The following is an 18,199-nucleotide window of genomic DNA, read 5'->3' as shown; positions in this document are numbered from 1 at the left end:
TCCGCATAAACATTATCAAATTAATACTTAGCCGATTTCCCTTTAGGAAGCGAACTCTCAATAAATACCCTTAAATCCTCATTGGCTTTTATTAAATCCTCATTTCGTAAATACATCATGTGACCACTTCTGTAACCTTTAAAAGAAAATCGGTCCTTCATTTTACCGCTTGGATCTATTTGCCATTGGGAATATTTTGCCGAGAAATAAGTTGTAGCTCCATCGTAATATCCAGATTGTGTTAGTACTTTTAAATAAGGATTCTGAGCCATAGCTTGTCGTAGATTTTCTCTTGTGTCATCATTTGTTCTATCCCAATTACCAACATTGCCAAACACATTGTATTTAACATCTGTTTTAAAGCCTAATTCATTTTTTACGTAATAATTGATAGCTGGAGTAAAAGAATGCAGCCAAGACGTTAATTCCGCGCTATAATCTGGACTTATGCCTGTTTCAACCTTATCAAAACCAATATATCTCGAATCTAATCGACCAATTGTTTCACCCGTTTTATCTCTAAGAAGTTCTTTCCAGAAAAACCGATTTGGAACATCTAAATTTTGTTGTACAATCACTTTTTCTGATATGCCCGAATAATAACTCATTTGTTTTGCAATAGCATTCTTTTCTGCATCAGTAATAAAACCTCCTTTGGCAATCGCTGGCATTAAATCATTGATGGCAAAATGTTCAGCTTCTGGTAAAATCTCTAACAAGTCCTTACCCTGAAGTGCAGGTGGTAGCATCTTATGATACCACGCAGCAGCAGTATAATACGGTAAATTTAAACTAGATGATAATGGTCCACCAACTCGTAACACTTTATAATCTGCAGGAGATACCATAATTACGCCATTTAAATACATCCATTGGCTATTCTGCAATTCTAAGGATAAACCCATAACGCGTGTGCCACCATAGCTTTCTCCGATAATATATTTTGGTGATTCCCAGCGGTTGTGTCTTGTCGTAAAGGTGTTCATCCAACTCGCTAAATATTTAATGTCTGCATTCACACCAAAAAAGAGTTTATCGTCTGGCATTTTCCCGTTCTTATCAGCAATTTTCCTTGAATAGCCTGTATTTACAGGATTTATAAATACAATATCTGCAACATCTAAAATAGAGTTTGGGTTATCCTTTACTCCATAGGGTTGTATAGGATAACCTTCATCATCAATCTTTAAAATCTTAGGGCCTGTATAAGCAATATGCATCCAAACGGAAGCGGAACCAGGACCACCATTAAACGAATAGATAATTGGTCTTTTGTTGCCTTTTGCGTCGTTGGTGCGCTTGTAATATGTGTAGTACAATGAGGCAATGGTTTTCCCTTCATCGTCCCAAACCGGCTGAAAACCAGTTTCTGCTTTATAATTAATCTGTTTCCCTTTAATTGTAACCGAATTATTAGAGACATAAGCCGTATCCACAGGAATTTTTAAATCTTGTGAAAAGCTGAGTGCTAAACTGAATAATGATAGAAGTGTAAGTCTAATTTTCATAGGTGTATTGTTTAGAGTTTAAGATGCTGAAACGAGTTCAGTATGACAATAATTAAAATTAAAATTTGAGTCAAGTTAAGTTTGACAATGATTTAGGTTTATGCATTCAGTTATTGAAAACCAAAACCCTATATCTTGTCATTCTGAATTTATTTCAGAATCTAGTTCATTGTTAGTTTATATTTTAGTTTAAGATGCTGAAACGAGTTCAGCATGACAACAATTAAAAATTATGGTTTGAACCAAGTTCAGAAACTATTTACAAAACTTAAAGATAGCAAATAGAAGACGAATTTAAAATCCTTCAAAAACACCTAAACCGAATAATGCAAAATCATATTTTACGGGATCATTCGGATCTAATTGTTTAAGGCTAGTATCTAATTCTGCTAGGGATTTACCATCATTTTGCTTTCTTTTTAATAACCCCAATTTACGAGCTACGTTACCAGAATGTACATCTAGCGGACAACTGAGTTGGGTAGGTGAGAGGCTATGCCAAATACCAAAATCTACACCATTATTATCATTACGTACCATCCAACGTAAAAACATATTAATGCGCTTAGCCGCGGAATTTTTTAAAGGATCACTAACATGCTTTTTGGTGCGTTCTAAATGTGGAATTTCAAAGAAGACGTTTTTAAACTCATGGATGCTGTTTTGTAGCGACCCATCTTTAGCGTTTTTAGCAAATAGGGCTTCTAAACCTTTATGGTTTTGGTAAATATGCTGTAAGCTTTTTATAAACTGTATAAAATCATATCCATTAAAAGTACGATGTACAAAAGGCATTAGCTTTTCTAAATCTGTGTCTTGGTGCTGCATTATAAACTCAAAAGGGGAGTGGTCTAGTAACTCCATCATTTTGTTGGCATTATTGATAATACTTTTACGATTTCCCCATGCTATGGTAGCTGTTAAAAACCCGGCAATCTCAATATCTTCTTTTTTAGAAAACCGATGCGGCACTTGTATAGGGTCACTCTCAATAAATTTTGGGTTGTTATAGAGAATAACTTTTTCGTCTAAGAAATCTTTGAGTTCTGCTTTTTTGAGTTTCAATGGTTGCTACTATTAGAAAAGTAAAAATAAGATTAATCTTATAAAATACGTAAAGTTACGTATTGACAATGCGTATGATAGCATTTAGCTTTGTTTTAGACCTATGCAAGCTAGACTAAATTTAATATATTTAAACTCACTAACTTTTATATAAACCTATTGTAATTAATTATGAAACAAACTTTAAGAATAACAATTTTGGCTTTAATATTAATTTCAAATGTTGGATTTACCCAAGAGAATCTAACCGTTTTTAAATTTGACACAAAATATTATGAGGCTGTTGATAAATGGGTTGTTTTTCCAAAAAAAGATGTTGATTCTACTTATGCTTATGGATTTATTTATATAGATAATCAAGCTGGTTTTACTTTTAATTATGAAACACAATTTAAAATCAAAGAAGGTAGCTTAATAATAACACCAAAAGATTCAACCATAGGTTCAATGAAATATAGACTAGCACCTAATACCAGTTTAGTTTCTATCCTTAATAAAGATCAAGTCTCTGCACTAAATTTACCACCAGAACCTGAATGGCTGAAGATTTACAAAAAAGACTCTGATCAAGTTGGATATCTTAAAAATGAAGGCTATCACTACAATCACGTCGGTGCATGCGAGTTAGCTCTAATTCCTTTGTTAAAAGCCTATACAATAGAACCACATTTTGATGGACTAGAATTTGAATTGTCTTATGCTTATAATCATTTAGGACAATACGATATGGCAATTCCAATTATAAAAAAAGCAATACAGAACAATCCTAAAAACTACTATTTCTATAGAGAATTAGGTTTTTCCTATGTCAATTTAAACAGAATAAAAGAAGCAGAAAACACCTATATAAAAGGAATAAAGATGTCTGATAATGACTTTGAAAAAAGTGAAATGGCAATAAATATGGCGCAAGCATATTTTAAATTAAAAGACAGGATAAAATTTGATGAATGGGCAAAATTGACGAGGAAATATGCCGAGAAAGATTCAAGATATGTTGAATACATTAAACAATTTGAGCAAAATTGGAACAATAACTAATTATATATAATGGATAAACTATTCAGTTGGTCTTCTTTTATTATCCAATTGCAGGATTTTACATAAAAATTTCATCTTTTTTAAATTTTTCTTGGGACAATTAAAGATTTAGTTGTTTTAAATAAAAGGGCAAGTAAGTTTATGATTCTATTTGAACTTAACCTACTTTGTTTTTTTAATCATAGTATTTACTATGATAATAAATTATTTAGTTTAGGGGTAAATTAATGTTAGTTAACAAAAACGACTTGGTGAAAGCCAAGTCGTTTTTATTTTACAGATATTTTTAAATTATAGATTAACTAGCAGAAACTTCAATCGGTTTACGATATGCAGGAAAGAAACCAGAGTAAAGATCGTCACCATCGAGTTGTTTATCTAGATTTTGTTCTACTAGTGCTTGGTATGCGTCTTGGTTAACTACATACTTCCACACTTTAAATTTTTTAAAGTCTTTAGAAAAGCCACTTTTAAATCTAAATAGTGAATCTTCACTACTACCTCTTCCGCCACCAAGATTAAAATATTTATAACCTTCTTCGGTAGCTCTAATACGAACTTCGTCTATAACCAGTTTTATAGGGTTTAAGTCAAAATAAGCTTCACTTAATCCTGAGAGGTGATATTGTACAATATCTCCCTTTTTTATAAAAATAGCACCACCAATAATCGTTTGTGTTTCGTTATGTACACAAAGCATTAATTCCGATTTAAAGTCACTACTGGTCATAATTTCACGATAATATTTATCGGAAAAGAAGTAACTATCATCTGCGTCTACACGTCTCATGTTTTCATGATACAACTCCACAAAAGTCTCAAGATGTTCATCGACATTACCTTCTATAACAGTACAAGATTTACGTGATTTATTTAAGTATGTTTTTAATCGACGATTAAACTTAGCTCTTTGATTTTCAATAGTGTCAGTTAAATCAATACATACAACATCACTCATTGTTTTAACCTCACCTAAACCCGTTAATAAAGTTTCTTGATTATCTATATAAGGATGAAGCCTTGAGAATACAGAAACAATTTTATTTTCAATAAAAAACGCATTAAGTTCTTTATGAAAGTTTGCTTTATTAAAACTATTATCAAGTTGCAATGCTAAAACACCAGCATAACCATATACAGAGGTTGCATCTTTATAATCAGAATTTTCTATATCTCTAAGTAATAATGGTAAAACCAAAGTGGTTGAACCTTCAGTATATTTTATAAGTACTGGAGATTCATCATCTGTTTTAGAAAGGTGATGGTAGTCGTAAGTGTAATAAAAATCAGAATCTTTAGCTAAAGCCAAATTTTCATTCCACGTTTTCTTATCTTTTATAATGTCTATCATTTTGAGATAACTATTTTTTTAGCAAGTAATTTTAAAAAATAAGCAGTTCCTATTTTTTGTTTGAAATATTAAATGCTATTGTTTGTTTGTAATTGTTGAGTTTTTGTGTTTAAAATACAGCGTAATTCAACTTCTTGAGAGTTGTATTGTCTAAGTAATTATATTCTAAACATTGCACCAGTTGGTTTAAGGCCTACGTAAGCCATACCAGCTTGATTCAACCAATGTGGTTGAATTATTCCGTGCTGTAAAACAGCATGAATGTCTCTGTGTACACGTTCTATTCTGAATTTAGTATATAATGAAGCGGTACCAGCTACTGCAAAAATTTCGGTTACCATTGATCTGGCAGCGGTAGCAGCTTCTACTGATGCTGCCCAAACGTCTGCTAACTGCTCGTCAGTATAAGTGTTACCTTTTTGCGCTTCTTCCCAAATGGTTGAAACACTATTGTGTAATTGCGTTCGCTTAGCATCTAAAGTTGTTTTGCTTTTAGCAACTGCGGTTTGTATGGTTAATCGATCTCTTAAATCTGGATTTTTTCCAGGTGTTACTCTATCGTGGCACATTTTAATTAATTCGTCCATAGCAGCTTTTAGCAATCCTAAAGCAATAGAAGCGTTACCAGCAGAATTTAAGCAACCGATGGGTAAACGACTATAAGGATTATCGATACTCACAGGACTATTAAAGTCTATGGCATAGCTTTCTTTTACAAAAACATCCTTTATTTCTATATCATGACTTCCAGAACCTCTAAGTCCTCCTACATGCCATGTATCGATTACTTTAATGTCTTCTTTTTTAATAAAAAACAATTTCAATAAAGCACCAGGACCTAATGTTGAAGGCAAATCATCTGAAGTTACAAGGCATCGCATAGCAAACCAATCTGAAATTTCGCAACCAGATACTAAACTCCAACGACCAGAAACTTTATAACCACCAGGTACAATTTCTGCAATTCCTTCGGGACGTGCAGAGTTAGCGTACACATGAGAAGATTCACTATACACTTCTCTCATGCTGTCTTCATCTAAAAAACGGCCAAATGTACATGCCAAATGATTATTCCATACAGACCATGCAACAGAAGCTTCTGCGCTACTCAATAATTCATAAGCTTTTAAAACTTCTACCGGGTTGTCTTCCCAACCACCTAAAAATTTAGGTAAACCCATTCTAAAGAGTTGAGAATCTTTAAGTTTTTCTAGAACAGCAGGAGCAATTCTACGTAAACTTTCTGTTTCTTCTCTATGGGCAATTGCAATATCGTATATTTCTTTGGCTGCCTCAACAGGCGATGTCATTGCTGATATTAATGAAGGTGAGCTTTTCATAGGTTAAATTTGATTTGGTTTTGAATATGCTTTAATAATAATAAATATAATTCTGGCTAAAAGTACTACTAACTAACATACCACTTGATAATTAATAGATTAACTGCAAAAATAATTGATAAGGGGATTTCGTGTTTTTTACGATAAATAATGGAAAAAAGCATCGAGTTATAAGATTATACTACAGCAATCATACTAATCTCAACATTTACAAATTTAGGTAAGTTAGCTACTTCTACGGTTTCTCTTGCTGGTGCAGTTGCTTCATCAAAATATTGTCCATAAACGTCATTTATTTCCGAAAAATTATTCATATCGCTAATAAATATAGAAGTCTTAATCACATTTTCAAAGGTCATATCAGCTGCCGCTAAAACCGCTTTCATGTTTTCCATTACTTGTTTAGTTTCAGTTTTAATGTCGTCTAAAACCAATTCCATAGTTTGTGGATGTAAAGCAATTTGCCCAGAGGTGTATAATGTGTTTCCTACTAATACTGCTTGGTTATAAGGGCCTATTGGAGCAGGTGCTTTTGTGGTGTTGATTATTTTTTTCATCTATTAGATCCTGTAAAAATGGAAATCTTATTAAAGGTTAAACAATAAATCAAATTTAAGATAATTTTTCTAAGAAAGAGATTGTTGCATTCGCTATATGCTCATATCACTTATTAATTTCCAACCCTTTGGTCTGGCTGACGACGTTGATCGTATTTAAGGTCTTTAAGTAAGCTAGATTTTATTCCAATAAAGAAATTCCACGAAGAACGTTCACTAAATGGTACCCAACTAAAATTCATTCGCCAACTTAACAAATCGCGCTCAAAACGTAATTGTGTATATGTAAAACCTTGGTTTAAAAAGTCATATCCAGAGGATGCACCAACACTCCAACGCGGAGAAAGTTCTACATCACCAGAAAACATTAACGAATGCGATGATATTTGGTCTTGTCGTCTTGTATTAGTATAATTAGCAGAATAAGCAAAGCGAATGGACCATGGCATTTTGTAATTGTAAAATTCATTATTCTCTTCCTCGTCTTTATTTCCTTTGCTTTTATCAGAAAGTCTTTGATCTGCAAAATCTTGAGTTTTACCAAAAAGCCCATCAGTTCTACCACCAGAACGTGCAGCTTCTTGAGCAGAAGCTTTATCCTCTTCGGATTCGCCTCCTGAAAAACTCTCATTAGATAAGGTATAACTCATGTTAATATTTGCAGAAGTTAAACGAAACAAACTTCCACCATTATCTATATTAAAAGTATTGATAACGTTGTTGTTGCTGTCTAAAGCGTATGGATTTAGTGTCATCCCAAAGTTAATACTCATTTTTTTATTTAAAATTTGCGTACCTCCAGAAACACGCACAGGACTCCAGTTAAGTGAATCTGCCGCTAAATTATAAGATGTAGAAAAGTTTAAATTGTTAAGTAAAAATATTTTTTCAGGCTCAGTTTTTGTAGAGTCCTTAGATCGTACCTTTGCTTCAATATTGTTAGCTACGGAAATACCTATACTGCTAGAATAACGATTACCTGGACTACCAAATAAAGAATTTTCAAAACGCGTGTATTCTACTTGGTCTGTAGTAGTGCCATCCGCATCAATAACATCATAAGTTTCATAGTATTGATCAAAAGCCGGACTCACAGAATAACTTAAAGAAGGTCGCATTACATGGCGTATGGCTTGTATTTTAGGATCTTTTCCTTCTTTCTTAAAATCGTACATACCATAAATGGTTGTACCGAGACTTGCTCCAAAATTATAGGTTAAAAAGCGGTCAAACCCGTTTTGATCTATAGATACTACTTCTTGGTTGACTCGGTCGTAAGATTTGTTTACTGTTTTTAATGTCCAGGTTTCTTCAAAATTGGCATTAGTACTTACGCTAAAATAATCGAATATTTTAAAATTTGTAGTTAAGGGAATACTATGTCGCATTCCCGCCAAAGCACTATCAAACATTTCACTTTTCCCAAATAAGGAGTCCGTTGTATTAATGCGATATTCACCTCTAGTATTCACCTGAAAATTTATATTTTGAATAGCTCCCTTTTTAGTCCCGTTTTTTGGTTCGAATGGGTAAATTCTACTCATGGAGGCTTGCAAAGTTGGCAAGGTTATATTTACAGATTCTGTATTGGTATTTTGAGAGTGCGTTGCAGATAAACTTAGATTAACACTAGGTTCGCCTTGAAAAGATTTAGAATACGATACAGAAGACGCTAATGTATTATTTAAAAAGTTGGCTTGATTTAATTGGTTAACAGATTGTTGGTAATATTGACTACTTCCTAAGTTTACCGAAGCAGAAAAACGCGAACTAGGGTTGGCTTTACCATCTTGACTATGCGACCATCTAATATTATAAATGCTTCGTTTTGCAAAGTCTGGAAAACCACGTTCACTCGTAAGTAAGTTTTCGTACCTAAAACTTAAATTGCCTCTAAATTTATAGCGCTTAGCATAATTACTTTCTAGTCGTAGACCATAACTACCGTTGGTGTAGTAATCTCCCAAAACAGCTAAATCTAAGTAGTCACTTATCGCAAAATAATAACCTCCATTTTGTAAAAAATAGCCGCGATCATTACCTGTATCTTCACCAAAAGAAGGGAAAATAATACCTGATGTTTGCTTTTTAGACATAGGAAAAAATGCAAATGGCATCATTATAGGTGTGGGTACATCGTATATATACATTTGACTAAAGCCGGTAACGACCTTCTTATTAGGTACAATCTTAGCTTTATTCATTAAAATGTAATATTCTGGGTCGTCTAAATTTTCGGAGGTCGTAAATTTTCCTCTATGAATAAAATAAACGGAATCGTTTTCTTTTTTAGTTTTCTCAGCTATAATGGTACCACCACTTTGTTCGGTCACTGAGTTGTAAATTAAAGCCTTCTTAGATTCTGTATTAAATATTATAGAATCTGGCTCAATAATATTGGCTCCCTGTGTAAATACAGGTTTTTGAGAATAGCCAGTAGAATCTTTTAATCTACCAGCATAAACTAAGTTTTTACTATAATCAATAACAATGACACCAGCTTTAATTTCCATGTCTTGGTATAAAACTTCGGCTTCATTATAAAGGTAGATTTTCTGTTTTTTCTGATTTATAGACACGTAATCAGTAGCCTTATAAGTAACAATACCCTTTAAAAATTCATTAGGTTTAACGGAGTCTTGCTTGGTAGAATCTACTGTCTTGGAGTTTATAGGTTTGTTGAAAAGAGAATCTATAGAAACATTTGCTGAATCTTTCGTTTGTACAGGAGGTATTACCTTGTTCTTTTTTGGTAATTCTTGTGCGAAGCTAAAAGTGTTGATAAACACTGTAAAACTCAAAGCAAAAAGTATATAAAGACTATTTGTACGCAATCCTTTTAAATGTATTTTTGTAAAAGTATGGCTCGGTTTTTGAAACGCCAAAAGTAAAGATATTTTTTGTGATTAAATTATTAAAAAAATAAACTTTAAAAATATTGATTTACTTATAAAAACGAGTAATAATCCAAGCCTATAAACCGTTAGATTAAATATGCAAACGAAGCCGAAATATATAATAGTATTTATAGTACTTACATTTATCACTTCTTTAACATCTACTGCCTCATTAAATGCCCAAGAGGATAAATTTGTAGTTGTTTTAGATGCTGGTCATGGAGGCAAAGATCCTGGACGACCAACAAAAAACGGTTACAAAGAAAAGGATATAGCGCTCAAGGTAGTTTTAGAATTGGGTAAACAATTAGAGAGAAATCCAGAGTTTAAAGTTATTTACACACGTAAAACAGATGTGTTTTTAGAACTGCACGAACGTTCTGCAATTGCGAATAAAGCTGATGCAGATTTGTTTATTTCAGTGCATTGTAACGCACACAATTCACAAGCCTATGGCACCGAAACCTATGTCTTAGGAGCAAAAAACTCTGAACGAAACATGGCAGTAGCAAAGGCAGAAAATGAAGTGATATTTTTAGAAGATGATTATCATGAAAACTATGCTGGTTTTGATCCAAGCTCACCAGAATCTAGTATTGCAATTGGTATTGAACAAGAAGTGTATGTAGAGCAAAGCGTAATTTTAGCACGTAAGGTTGAGGATAATTTTAAAGGGAAACTAAAACGCAAGAGTAGAGGTATAAAGCAATTGAGCTTATGGGTTTTGCATAATACTTATATGCCTAGTGTTTTAATTGAAACAGGGTTTATTACCAATAAAAACGAAGGCGCTTTTTTAAACTCTAAAAATGGGCAAACTCAGATTGCAACTGCGATTAAAGATGCTGTTGTCGCTTATAAAAAAGAACTAGATCTCAATGTTGGGACCCATATCATTGGCATAGAGCCAGAAGTAAAACCAGAAACGGTAACTAAGCCTATGGTTATTGATAATGTGACTTTTAAGGTGCAGATTGCAGCTAGTTTTAAAGATATAGAACCAAAATCATATAATTTTAAAGGCTTATCAGATATTTCTAAAATTAAAACAGGAAATATTTACAAATACTTTAGCGGAAATACTTCAGATTATAACAAAGCTAAAGAACTTCAAAATAAAGCGAGATCAACTGGTTATCCGGATGCTTTTATTGTAGCCTACAAAGCTGGAAATAAAATTGATGTGGACGAAGCCTTAAAATCTGCTTCAGATTAGGTATATTATTCATATATTTATTCCTAATTTTGTTTCTAACCAAAGAAAAGCCCATTGAAAATTTCAAGAGAAGTTAAAACAGCAATATTAGTCTTATCTGGCATTGCTCTTTTTATATATTTATTTTCATATTTAAAAGGTGAAGATATTTTTTCTGATAAACAAACCTATTATACAGAATTCGATTATAATTCATTATCACCTTCAGCACCTATTACAGTAAAAGGTAACAGAATAGGTAAAGTTGAGGGTATTAGTTACGATTTTGACTCTGGTAAAACCCGCGTTGAATTTTCGGTAAATCCAAAATTAAAATTCTCTAAAAATAGCAAGATTAGATTGTACGCTACAGGTTTAATGGGTGGCAACGCCTTAGCCATTATAGACGCTAATGATGGTCAATTGGCTAAGCCAGGAGATTTTATTGCTTCAGAGATTAAACAAGGTTTAATATCTTCTATGGAAAGTGACTTACCTAAAGTTACTGCTGGATTAGATGGTACATTGCGTTCTGCAGATACTTTAGTAAATAGTTTAAATGATTTAGTAATAGATGATTCTGATCAAGGTCTAAAGGCTACTATTGCTGAGTTAAACTCAACATTAAGAATTTTTAAAAGTGTTGCTATTTCTACCAATAATCTAATAAAAGATAACGATCAAAAGATTGCCTCTATTTTAGATAATTTTGACAAAACCAGTAAAGATTTAAATGAACTTACCACAGAATTAAAAAGTGCTGGTCTATCTACTACAATAGAAGAATTAAATAAAACTCTTGGTAGTATGCAAAGTTTACTTGCAAGCATAGATAGTAGTGACGGAACAATTGGTAAACTTTTAAAGGATGATGCACTTTATAATAACCTTGAAGGTGCTTCTAAAGAAATGGAATTATTATTATTAGATATAAAGCTGCATCCTGCGAGATACAGACGTATTTTATCTAAAAAAGAGATTCCTTATACACCACCAACCGAAGACCAAAAGAACTAGATTATTTCAACTATGGAATACTTACCAAATATACTTTTTGCCGCAATCCTTGTATTAGGAATAGGCTATTTTGCTAGAAATATTAAGAAGATAATACGTAATATAAAACTAGGTCAAAAAATTGATGCTAGTGATAACAAATCTCAACGTTGGAAGAATTTAGCATATATTGCTTTAGGACAAAGCAAGATGGTAAAACGACCAGTCTCTGGTTTTCTGCATATAATTGTGTACGTTGGTTTCATCATAATAAATATTGAAGTTTTAGAAATTATTATCGATGGTCTGTTTGGGACACATAGAATAGGTCAAGAGTATCTTCCAACGGCACTTTATGGCTTTTTAATTGGTGCTTTTGAAATATTAGCGGTCTTAGTTTTAGTGTCGGTTACGCTTTTTTGGTTGCGTAGAAATGTGATTAAAATAAAACGTTTTTTAAGTTCTGAAATGAAAGGCTGGCCAAAAAACGATGGTAACATTATACTATATTTTGAAGTGGTTTTAATGTGTTTATTCTTGGTAATGAATGCTACAGATACTTCATTTCAAAGTATGGCTTCGGGTAATATTATATCGCAATTTATTGCACCTTGGTTTGAAGGTTTTTCTGCCGAGACACTACATATAATTGAGCGTACAGCTTGGTGGTTACATATTGTTGGTATTTTAATTTTCTTAAACTATTTATACTTCTCTAAGCATTTACATATTCTATTAGCGTTCCCTAATGTGTATTTAGGTAGTGTAGAGCCAAAAGGTAAATTTAATAACCTAGAAGCTGTTACTAACGAAGTAAAGTTAATGATGGATCCAGATGCCGATCCTTATGCTGCACCAGCTGAAACTGCCGAAGAGGAAGCTCCTGCAAAATTTGGTGCAAGTGATGTTATGGATTTAAGCCAAATTCAGTTACTCAATGCCTATACGTGTACAGAGTGTGGTCGTTGTACATCTGCTTGTCCTGCAAATCTTACTGGTAAAAAATTATCACCTCGTAAGATTATGATGGATACTCGTGATCGTTTAGAAGAAGTTGGTAAAAATATAGATGCCAATAAGGGAGAATTTAAGGATGATGGTAAACAACTTCTTGGTGATTATATTACTAACGAAGAGTTATGGGCTTGTACTACATGTAATGCTTGTGTAGAAGAGTGTCCTGTTAGCATTAACCCATTATCTATTATATTAGAAATGCGTCGTTATTTAGTGATGGAGCAAAGTGCTGCACCAATGGAATTAAATAATATGATGACTAATATTGAAAACAACGGAGCACCTTGGCCTTACAACCAAATGGACCGATTGAATTGGAAAGATGAATAACATATCAAGTTAAAATGTTTTAAAGCTATTAAGTGTAAAGGTTATAAATCAACTTTAATGCTTTCAAATTTTTTAACTAAACAAACTATAGAAATGAGCGAGCAACTAAAAGTGCCAACTATGGCAGAATTTATGGCAGAAGGCAAACAACCAGAAATTTTATTTTGGGTAGGCTCTGCTGGTAGTTATGATGATAGAGCAAAAAAAATTACAAAGGCTTTTGTTAAGGTTTTAAATAAGGCTAATGTAGAATTTGCTGTTTTAGGTACAGAAGAAAGTAATACGGGTGACGTAGCTAAGCGTGCTGGTAATGAGTTTTTGTTTCAGATGCAAGCTGTAATGAATATAGAAGTGCTTAATGCTTATGAAATTGAACGTATTGTAACTTGCGATCCACACTCATTTAACTGTATAAAAAACGAATATCCTAGCTTAGGTGGTAATTACGATGTAGTACATCATACACAATTCATACAAGAATTAATTGAAACTGGACGCCTTACTATAGAGGGGAATACTTATAAAGGAAAACGGATTACATTTCATGATCCATGTTATTTAGGACGCGCAAATAACGTGTACGACGCTCCAAGAAATGTTTTAAAGAAGACAAATGCCACTTTAACAGAAATGAAACGTCACAAAGGCACAGCACTTTGTTGTGGAGCAGGAGGAGCGCAAATGTTTAAAGAGCCTGAAAAAGGGAATATGGATATTAATGTATTAAGAACTCAAGATGCATTAGAAACAAATCCAGAAATCATTGCTACGGGTTGTCCTTACTGTAATACCATGATGACTGATGGTGTAAAGTTTAAAGAAAAAGAAAGTGAAATTTCAGTGATGGATATTGCTGAACTGATTGCTGATGCTTAATTTTAAAAAACTACTTACTTATAATATTGTTCTTAAATATTTCAGTTTAGTAAGTTTACAGGTTAGGTTTTACTTTAAATGTTAAAAACTAAGTAAAGAAATGAATTTCACCAACCTACAAATGCAAATAGAAGGCATTCCGAAAATAGAAGATGTCGTTCTAAAACCGATTTCAAAATCCTATTTTAAAATTATTACACTGAATAAATTCGCTATTTATGCTGTGCTTATTGGTTTAGCATTTTTATTAAAGTATGTCATAGAAGAAAAAGAAGATATTCAGATTAATATCTGGTATATCCTTTTAGTCGTGTTAGTGTTTTGTGTCATCAATTATACTGTTGGGTTATTAGCTTTCAAAAAAAGAAAATATGCCATTAGAGAGCACGATGTTATTTATTCTAAAGGTTTAATTGTGCATTCTATGGTTACAGTGCCAATATCTAGAATACAGCATGTAGAAGAATCTAGAAGCTGGTTAGCAAGGCATTTTGGCTTATCTACGCTAAAAATATTTACAGCAGGTGAGGCTGGAAGCGACTTAAGTATTAAGGGATTGCCACATCTCGAGGCCAAACAGATTAAGGAAATTATTAGCGATAAAATTAATGGAATTAACTGATTTTTCGCAACCCATAAGACAGTCATCTAAAGGCATTATTGTCATTTTTGCGTTTAATGTATTTAAGTTTTTTAAGAAGTTTTTTGTTCTTTTTATTGCTTTTGGGCTTTCATTAATTCGCCGAAAATCTTTTGCCAATATTACACCAACGATGATGTTGTTAGGTTTTATTGGTATTTTACTCTTAATTCTTGTCATTACAATTTTAAAATACCTCAATTTTAAATTTCATTTAAGCAAAGATGATTTCCACTTATCAACAGGCATCATCAATAAAGACACAACGATAATTCCAAAATCAAAAATTCAAAATGTTTATATAAAACAAAATTTTCTGCAGCAAATAATAAATGTAGTTTCCATTAAAATTGAAACTGCTGGTGATAAAAAATCTGAAATTGAAATAAGCGCATTAGATAAACCTACTGCATTATTACTTAAAAAGCAATTGTTCCATAAAGCATCTGCAAATGATGAAACTATTGATTCTATAAGTGAGCCCGAAGTTTTCTTTAAAGTCACACCAAAACGGTTACTTTTAGAAGGCTTGTCGCAAAATCACTTTAAAAGCTTTTTATTAATACTAACTTTCGTTTTTGGCTTGTATAATGAATTTAAAGATTTTTTAATTGAATTAGAGTTAAAGCAGCGAATAGACGATTTTATAAAGCTTGATGAGGATACAATCTTAAGTTTGCTGATAACCAATGTGTTTATTATTCTAAGTGTTGTGTTATTTTCCTTGTTGTTTTCAGTTGTAAAAACCTTTATTATCAATTTTAATCTCGAAGTAGTTGAACACCAAAAAACTGTAGAAATTAATAAAGGTTTGTTTAACAAAGTATCATTAAGTTTAACGCCAAGTCGTATTCAGAATTTGGTTATAAAAACCAATCGTGTAAAACAATATTTTGGATTACATAGTCTATCTGTAAAGCAAGCTATGGTAAACGTAAAACAACAAAAGAATTTTAATATCGTAGCTTTAGAAAAGGTGCAACTGAACTATTTACTCAATAAGCTCTTGCTGAATTATAATGAAGATGAAAGTGTAACTGCTAAACCGAGACCTTATTTTATGTTAATTTCTACATTAGAAATGTTGTTTTTTGGTTTAGTTATCAATGCATTGTTTTTGTTTTTATTCGGAAAAGATTTGTTATGGATTAATACTGTTTTAATTCCTTTTGCATCATTGTATGTATACTTTGCATATAAGAAAGCTTATTATAAAATTTCAGATCAGTTTATAACCATTGGTAGTGGTGTCGTTGATACCACAACCAATATTCTTGAGACTCATAAAATTCAAGGTATAAAAATTAAACAAACGATATTTCAGAGACGAAGAGATATTGCTTCAGTAGTAATTTCTACAGCTTCAAAATCTGTAAAAATTCCGTATATATCAAAACATGAAGCTTTATCTATCTATAATTTTCTATTATTTAAGGTAGAATCTCAGGATAAAGATTGGATGTAATAACGTATTTTTGCATTCAGAAAAAAGGAGTAATATGCTAGTAGATTTTAATACATTACCGGAAGAATCTAGAGTTTGGATATACCAAGCTAACCGTTCGTTTTCTGATAATGAAATTATTCAATTAAAAGAACAACTCAATACTTTTATTGAAGCATGGACAGCTCATGGTAAAGATTTAGAAGCTGGCTATAAAATTGTTTATAAGCGTTTTATAGTAATTGCTTTAAATCAAAACTTAAATACAGCTACAGGTTGTTCTATTGATGCTTCAGTTCATTTTATACAAGAATTAGAGAAGCAGTACAATGTAGATTTAATGGATAAAATGAATGTGTCTTACAAGCAAGGAGAATTTATAGCTTATAAGCCTTTAATTGATTTCAAAAAAATGGCTCAGCAAAAAGCAGTTTCTAAAAACACCATTGTTTTTAATAATTTGGTTACCAATATTGCTGAATTTAATAATAATTGGGAAGTACCAGCAAGTGAAAGCTGGCATAGTCGTTTTATTAAATAAAAAGACGTTGCGAATATTTCAGCATTATTGCAATATTATTATAAATTTCTCAGCCTTAATAATTTCCATATATCAAATAGAATAATGATTTTTACGACAGTAAAAATTTTATCGTGGCAACAGACATTTTCTTATTAAATATCTCGGGACCAGACAAGCCTGGTTTAACATCTGGTCTTACTAGTGTTTTGGCAGAATACGGAGCTAAAATATTAGATATCGGACAAGCTAATATACATGATACCTTGTCTTTAGGTATGTTATTTAAAATAACTTCAGGAGAGAAATCCTCGGCTGTTCAAAAGGATTTATTGTTTAAAGCATACGAACTTGGAATAACTGCTAAATTTACACCTATTACTCTCGAAGACTATGAAGATTGGGTAAACCAACAAGGCAAGGATCGATATATTGTTACTATTCTTGGTGAAAAATTAGCAGCTCAACAAATTTCAGAGGTGACTAAGGTAATTTCTGAAAAGAATTTAAACATAGATTCTATAAAACGCCTAACAGGCCGATTATCTCTAGTAAAACAAGTAGAATATCCTAGAGCTTCTATACAGTTATCAATTAGAGGAAAAATAGACGATAAAACAGATTTTACTGGGAAAATGATGGAAATATCTAGAGCATTAGATGTGGATATTGCATTTCAAGAAGATAATATATTTAGACGAAATAGACGTTTGGTTTGTTTTGATATGGATTCAACATTAATTCAAACCGAAGTTATAGATGAATTAGCTGAACGAGCTGGTGTAGGAAATGAAGTAAAAGCCATTACGGAATCTGCAATGCAAGGTGAGATCGATTTTAATGAAAGCTTTAAAAAACGTATGAAGCTCCTAAAAGGGTTGAGCGAAGATGTTTTAAAAGATGTAGCCAAAAATCTTCCTATAACTAAAGGAGCTAGACGATTAATTGATACGTTGCATAGCTATGGTTTTAAAACAGCAATTTTATCTGGTGGTTTTACTTATTTTGGACATTATTTACAAGAAAAACTAGATATAGACTATGTTTATGCCAATCAACTAGAAATAGAAAATGGGGTTTTAACAGGTGGTTATATTGGAGATATTGTAGATGGAAATAAAAAAGCAGAATATCTTAAGTTAATCGCAGAAAATATGCAAATAGATATAAACCAAACTATAGCAGTTGGAGATGGTGCTAACGATCTACAAATGCTTAATCTTGCTGGATTGGGTATTGCTTTTCATGCTAAACCTAAGGTAAAAGATAATGCTCAAAGTTCTATTTCTAGTATAGGTTTAGATGGTGTATTATATTTATTAGGCTATCACGATCGACAAATCGATTTATTAGAATAAGATGTTAAACTGTTAATTAAGCAGTTTATAAAAGTATCCTAAAGTCTTTTTACTTCTTATTAAT

General features: G+C 32.1%; 15 protein-coding genes. 9 read left to right on the top strand and 6 right to left on the bottom strand.

Features of this window, described 5'->3' with window-relative positions:
* Positions 1 to 20: 20 nt before the first annotated feature.
* Both H8K90_RS08695 and H8K90_RS08690 read right to left on the bottom strand, forming a co-directional pair.
* On the bottom strand, positions 21 to 1,508 hold the full coding sequence (locus tag H8K90_RS08695; RefSeq protein ID WP_186845572.1) for a S10 family peptidase: 1,488 nt from the start codon (positions 1,506 to 1,508) through the stop codon (positions 21 to 23).
* A gap of 294 nt (positions 1,509 to 1,802) precedes the next feature.
* A complete protein-coding gene (locus H8K90_RS08690; protein WP_186845571.1) occupies positions 1,803 to 2,573 on the bottom strand; it encodes a TIGR02757 family protein in 771 nt (256 codons plus the stop codon).
* Between the two features lie 171 nt (positions 2,574 to 2,744).
* On the opposite strand from H8K90_RS08690, the gene H8K90_RS08685 reads away from it, so the two are divergent.
* Positions 2,745 to 3,614, top strand: a complete 870-nt coding sequence (locus tag H8K90_RS08685; protein ID WP_186845570.1) for a tetratricopeptide repeat protein — start codon at positions 2,745 to 2,747, stop codon at positions 3,612 to 3,614.
* 298 nt (positions 3,615 to 3,912) lie between these two features.
* On the opposite strand, the gene H8K90_RS08680 is transcribed toward H8K90_RS08685, so the two are convergent.
* The 4 genes from H8K90_RS08680 to H8K90_RS08665 form a co-directional block, all read right to left on the bottom strand.
* Complete coding sequence (locus H8K90_RS08680; protein WP_186845569.1) at positions 3,913 to 4,965, bottom strand: GNAT family N-acetyltransferase; 1,053 nt, start codon at positions 4,963 to 4,965, stop codon at positions 3,913 to 3,915.
* A gap of 158 nt (positions 4,966 to 5,123) precedes the next feature.
* Positions 5,124 to 6,305: an acyl-CoA dehydrogenase family protein gene (locus H8K90_RS08675; protein WP_186845568.1), complete on the bottom strand. Its 1,182-nt coding sequence runs from the start codon at positions 6,303 to 6,305 to the stop codon at positions 5,124 to 5,126.
* A gap of 176 nt (positions 6,306 to 6,481) precedes the next feature.
* Entirely contained in the window at positions 6,482 to 6,862 is a 381-nt protein-coding gene (locus tag H8K90_RS08670) for a RidA family protein (RefSeq protein ID WP_186845567.1), read from the bottom strand.
* Between the two features lie 113 nt (positions 6,863 to 6,975).
* Positions 6,976 to 9,747: a putative LPS assembly protein LptD gene (locus H8K90_RS08665; protein WP_186845566.1), complete on the bottom strand. Its 2,772-nt coding sequence runs from the start codon at positions 9,745 to 9,747 to the stop codon at positions 6,976 to 6,978.
* A gap of 109 nt (positions 9,748 to 9,856) precedes the next feature.
* Here H8K90_RS08665 and H8K90_RS08660 point away from each other — a divergent pair, with 109 nt between their 5' ends.
* From H8K90_RS08660 to serB, 8 genes are all read left to right on the top strand, one after another.
* A complete protein-coding gene (locus H8K90_RS08660; protein ID WP_186845565.1) occupies positions 9,857 to 10,975 on the top strand; it encodes an N-acetylmuramoyl-L-alanine amidase family protein in 1,119 nt (372 codons plus the stop codon).
* Between the two features lie 54 nt (positions 10,976 to 11,029).
* On the top strand, positions 11,030 to 11,971 hold the full coding sequence (locus H8K90_RS08655; protein WP_186845564.1) for an MlaD family protein: 942 nt from the start codon (positions 11,030 to 11,032) through the stop codon (positions 11,969 to 11,971).
* 12 nt (positions 11,972 to 11,983) lie between these two features.
* On the top strand, positions 11,984 to 13,297 hold the full coding sequence (locus H8K90_RS08650) for a (Fe-S)-binding protein (RefSeq protein ID WP_186845563.1): 1,314 nt from the start codon (positions 11,984 to 11,986) through the stop codon (positions 13,295 to 13,297).
* A gap of 93 nt (positions 13,298 to 13,390) precedes the next feature.
* A complete protein-coding gene (locus H8K90_RS08645; protein ID WP_186846183.1) occupies positions 13,391 to 14,173 on the top strand; it encodes a (Fe-S)-binding protein in 783 nt (260 codons plus the stop codon).
* Positions 14,174 to 14,273: 100 nt separating this feature from the next.
* Positions 14,274 to 14,795 (top strand): PH domain-containing protein, encoded by a 522-nt coding sequence (locus tag H8K90_RS08640; RefSeq protein ID WP_186845562.1) that lies wholly within the window; start codon positions 14,274 to 14,276, stop codon positions 14,793 to 14,795.
* Positions 14,782 to 16,278, top strand: a complete 1,497-nt coding sequence (locus tag H8K90_RS08635; protein ID WP_186845561.1) for a PH domain-containing protein — start codon at positions 14,782 to 14,784, stop codon at positions 16,276 to 16,278. Before H8K90_RS08640 ends, H8K90_RS08635 begins: the two co-directional genes overlap by 14 nt.
* Positions 16,279 to 16,312: 34 nt before the next feature.
* Positions 16,313 to 16,798 carry an ABC transporter ATPase gene (locus H8K90_RS08630; protein WP_186845560.1) on the top strand — a complete coding sequence of 162 codons (486 nt, stop codon included), beginning with the start codon at positions 16,313 to 16,315 and terminating at the stop codon, positions 16,796 to 16,798.
* A 113-nt stretch (positions 16,799 to 16,911) separates the two neighbouring features.
* On the top strand, positions 16,912 to 18,135 hold the full coding sequence (gene serB, locus H8K90_RS08625; RefSeq protein WP_186845559.1) for a phosphoserine phosphatase SerB: 1,224 nt from the start codon (positions 16,912 to 16,914) through the stop codon (positions 18,133 to 18,135).
* Positions 18,136 to 18,199 lie beyond the last annotated feature (64 nt).

The sequence above is a fragment of the Winogradskyella echinorum genome (assembly GCF_014297365.1).
Classification (GTDB): Bacteria; Bacteroidota; Bacteroidia; order Flavobacteriales; family Flavobacteriaceae; genus Winogradskyella; species Winogradskyella echinorum.
This window is presented reverse-complemented; position numbering and strand designations above follow the sequence as displayed.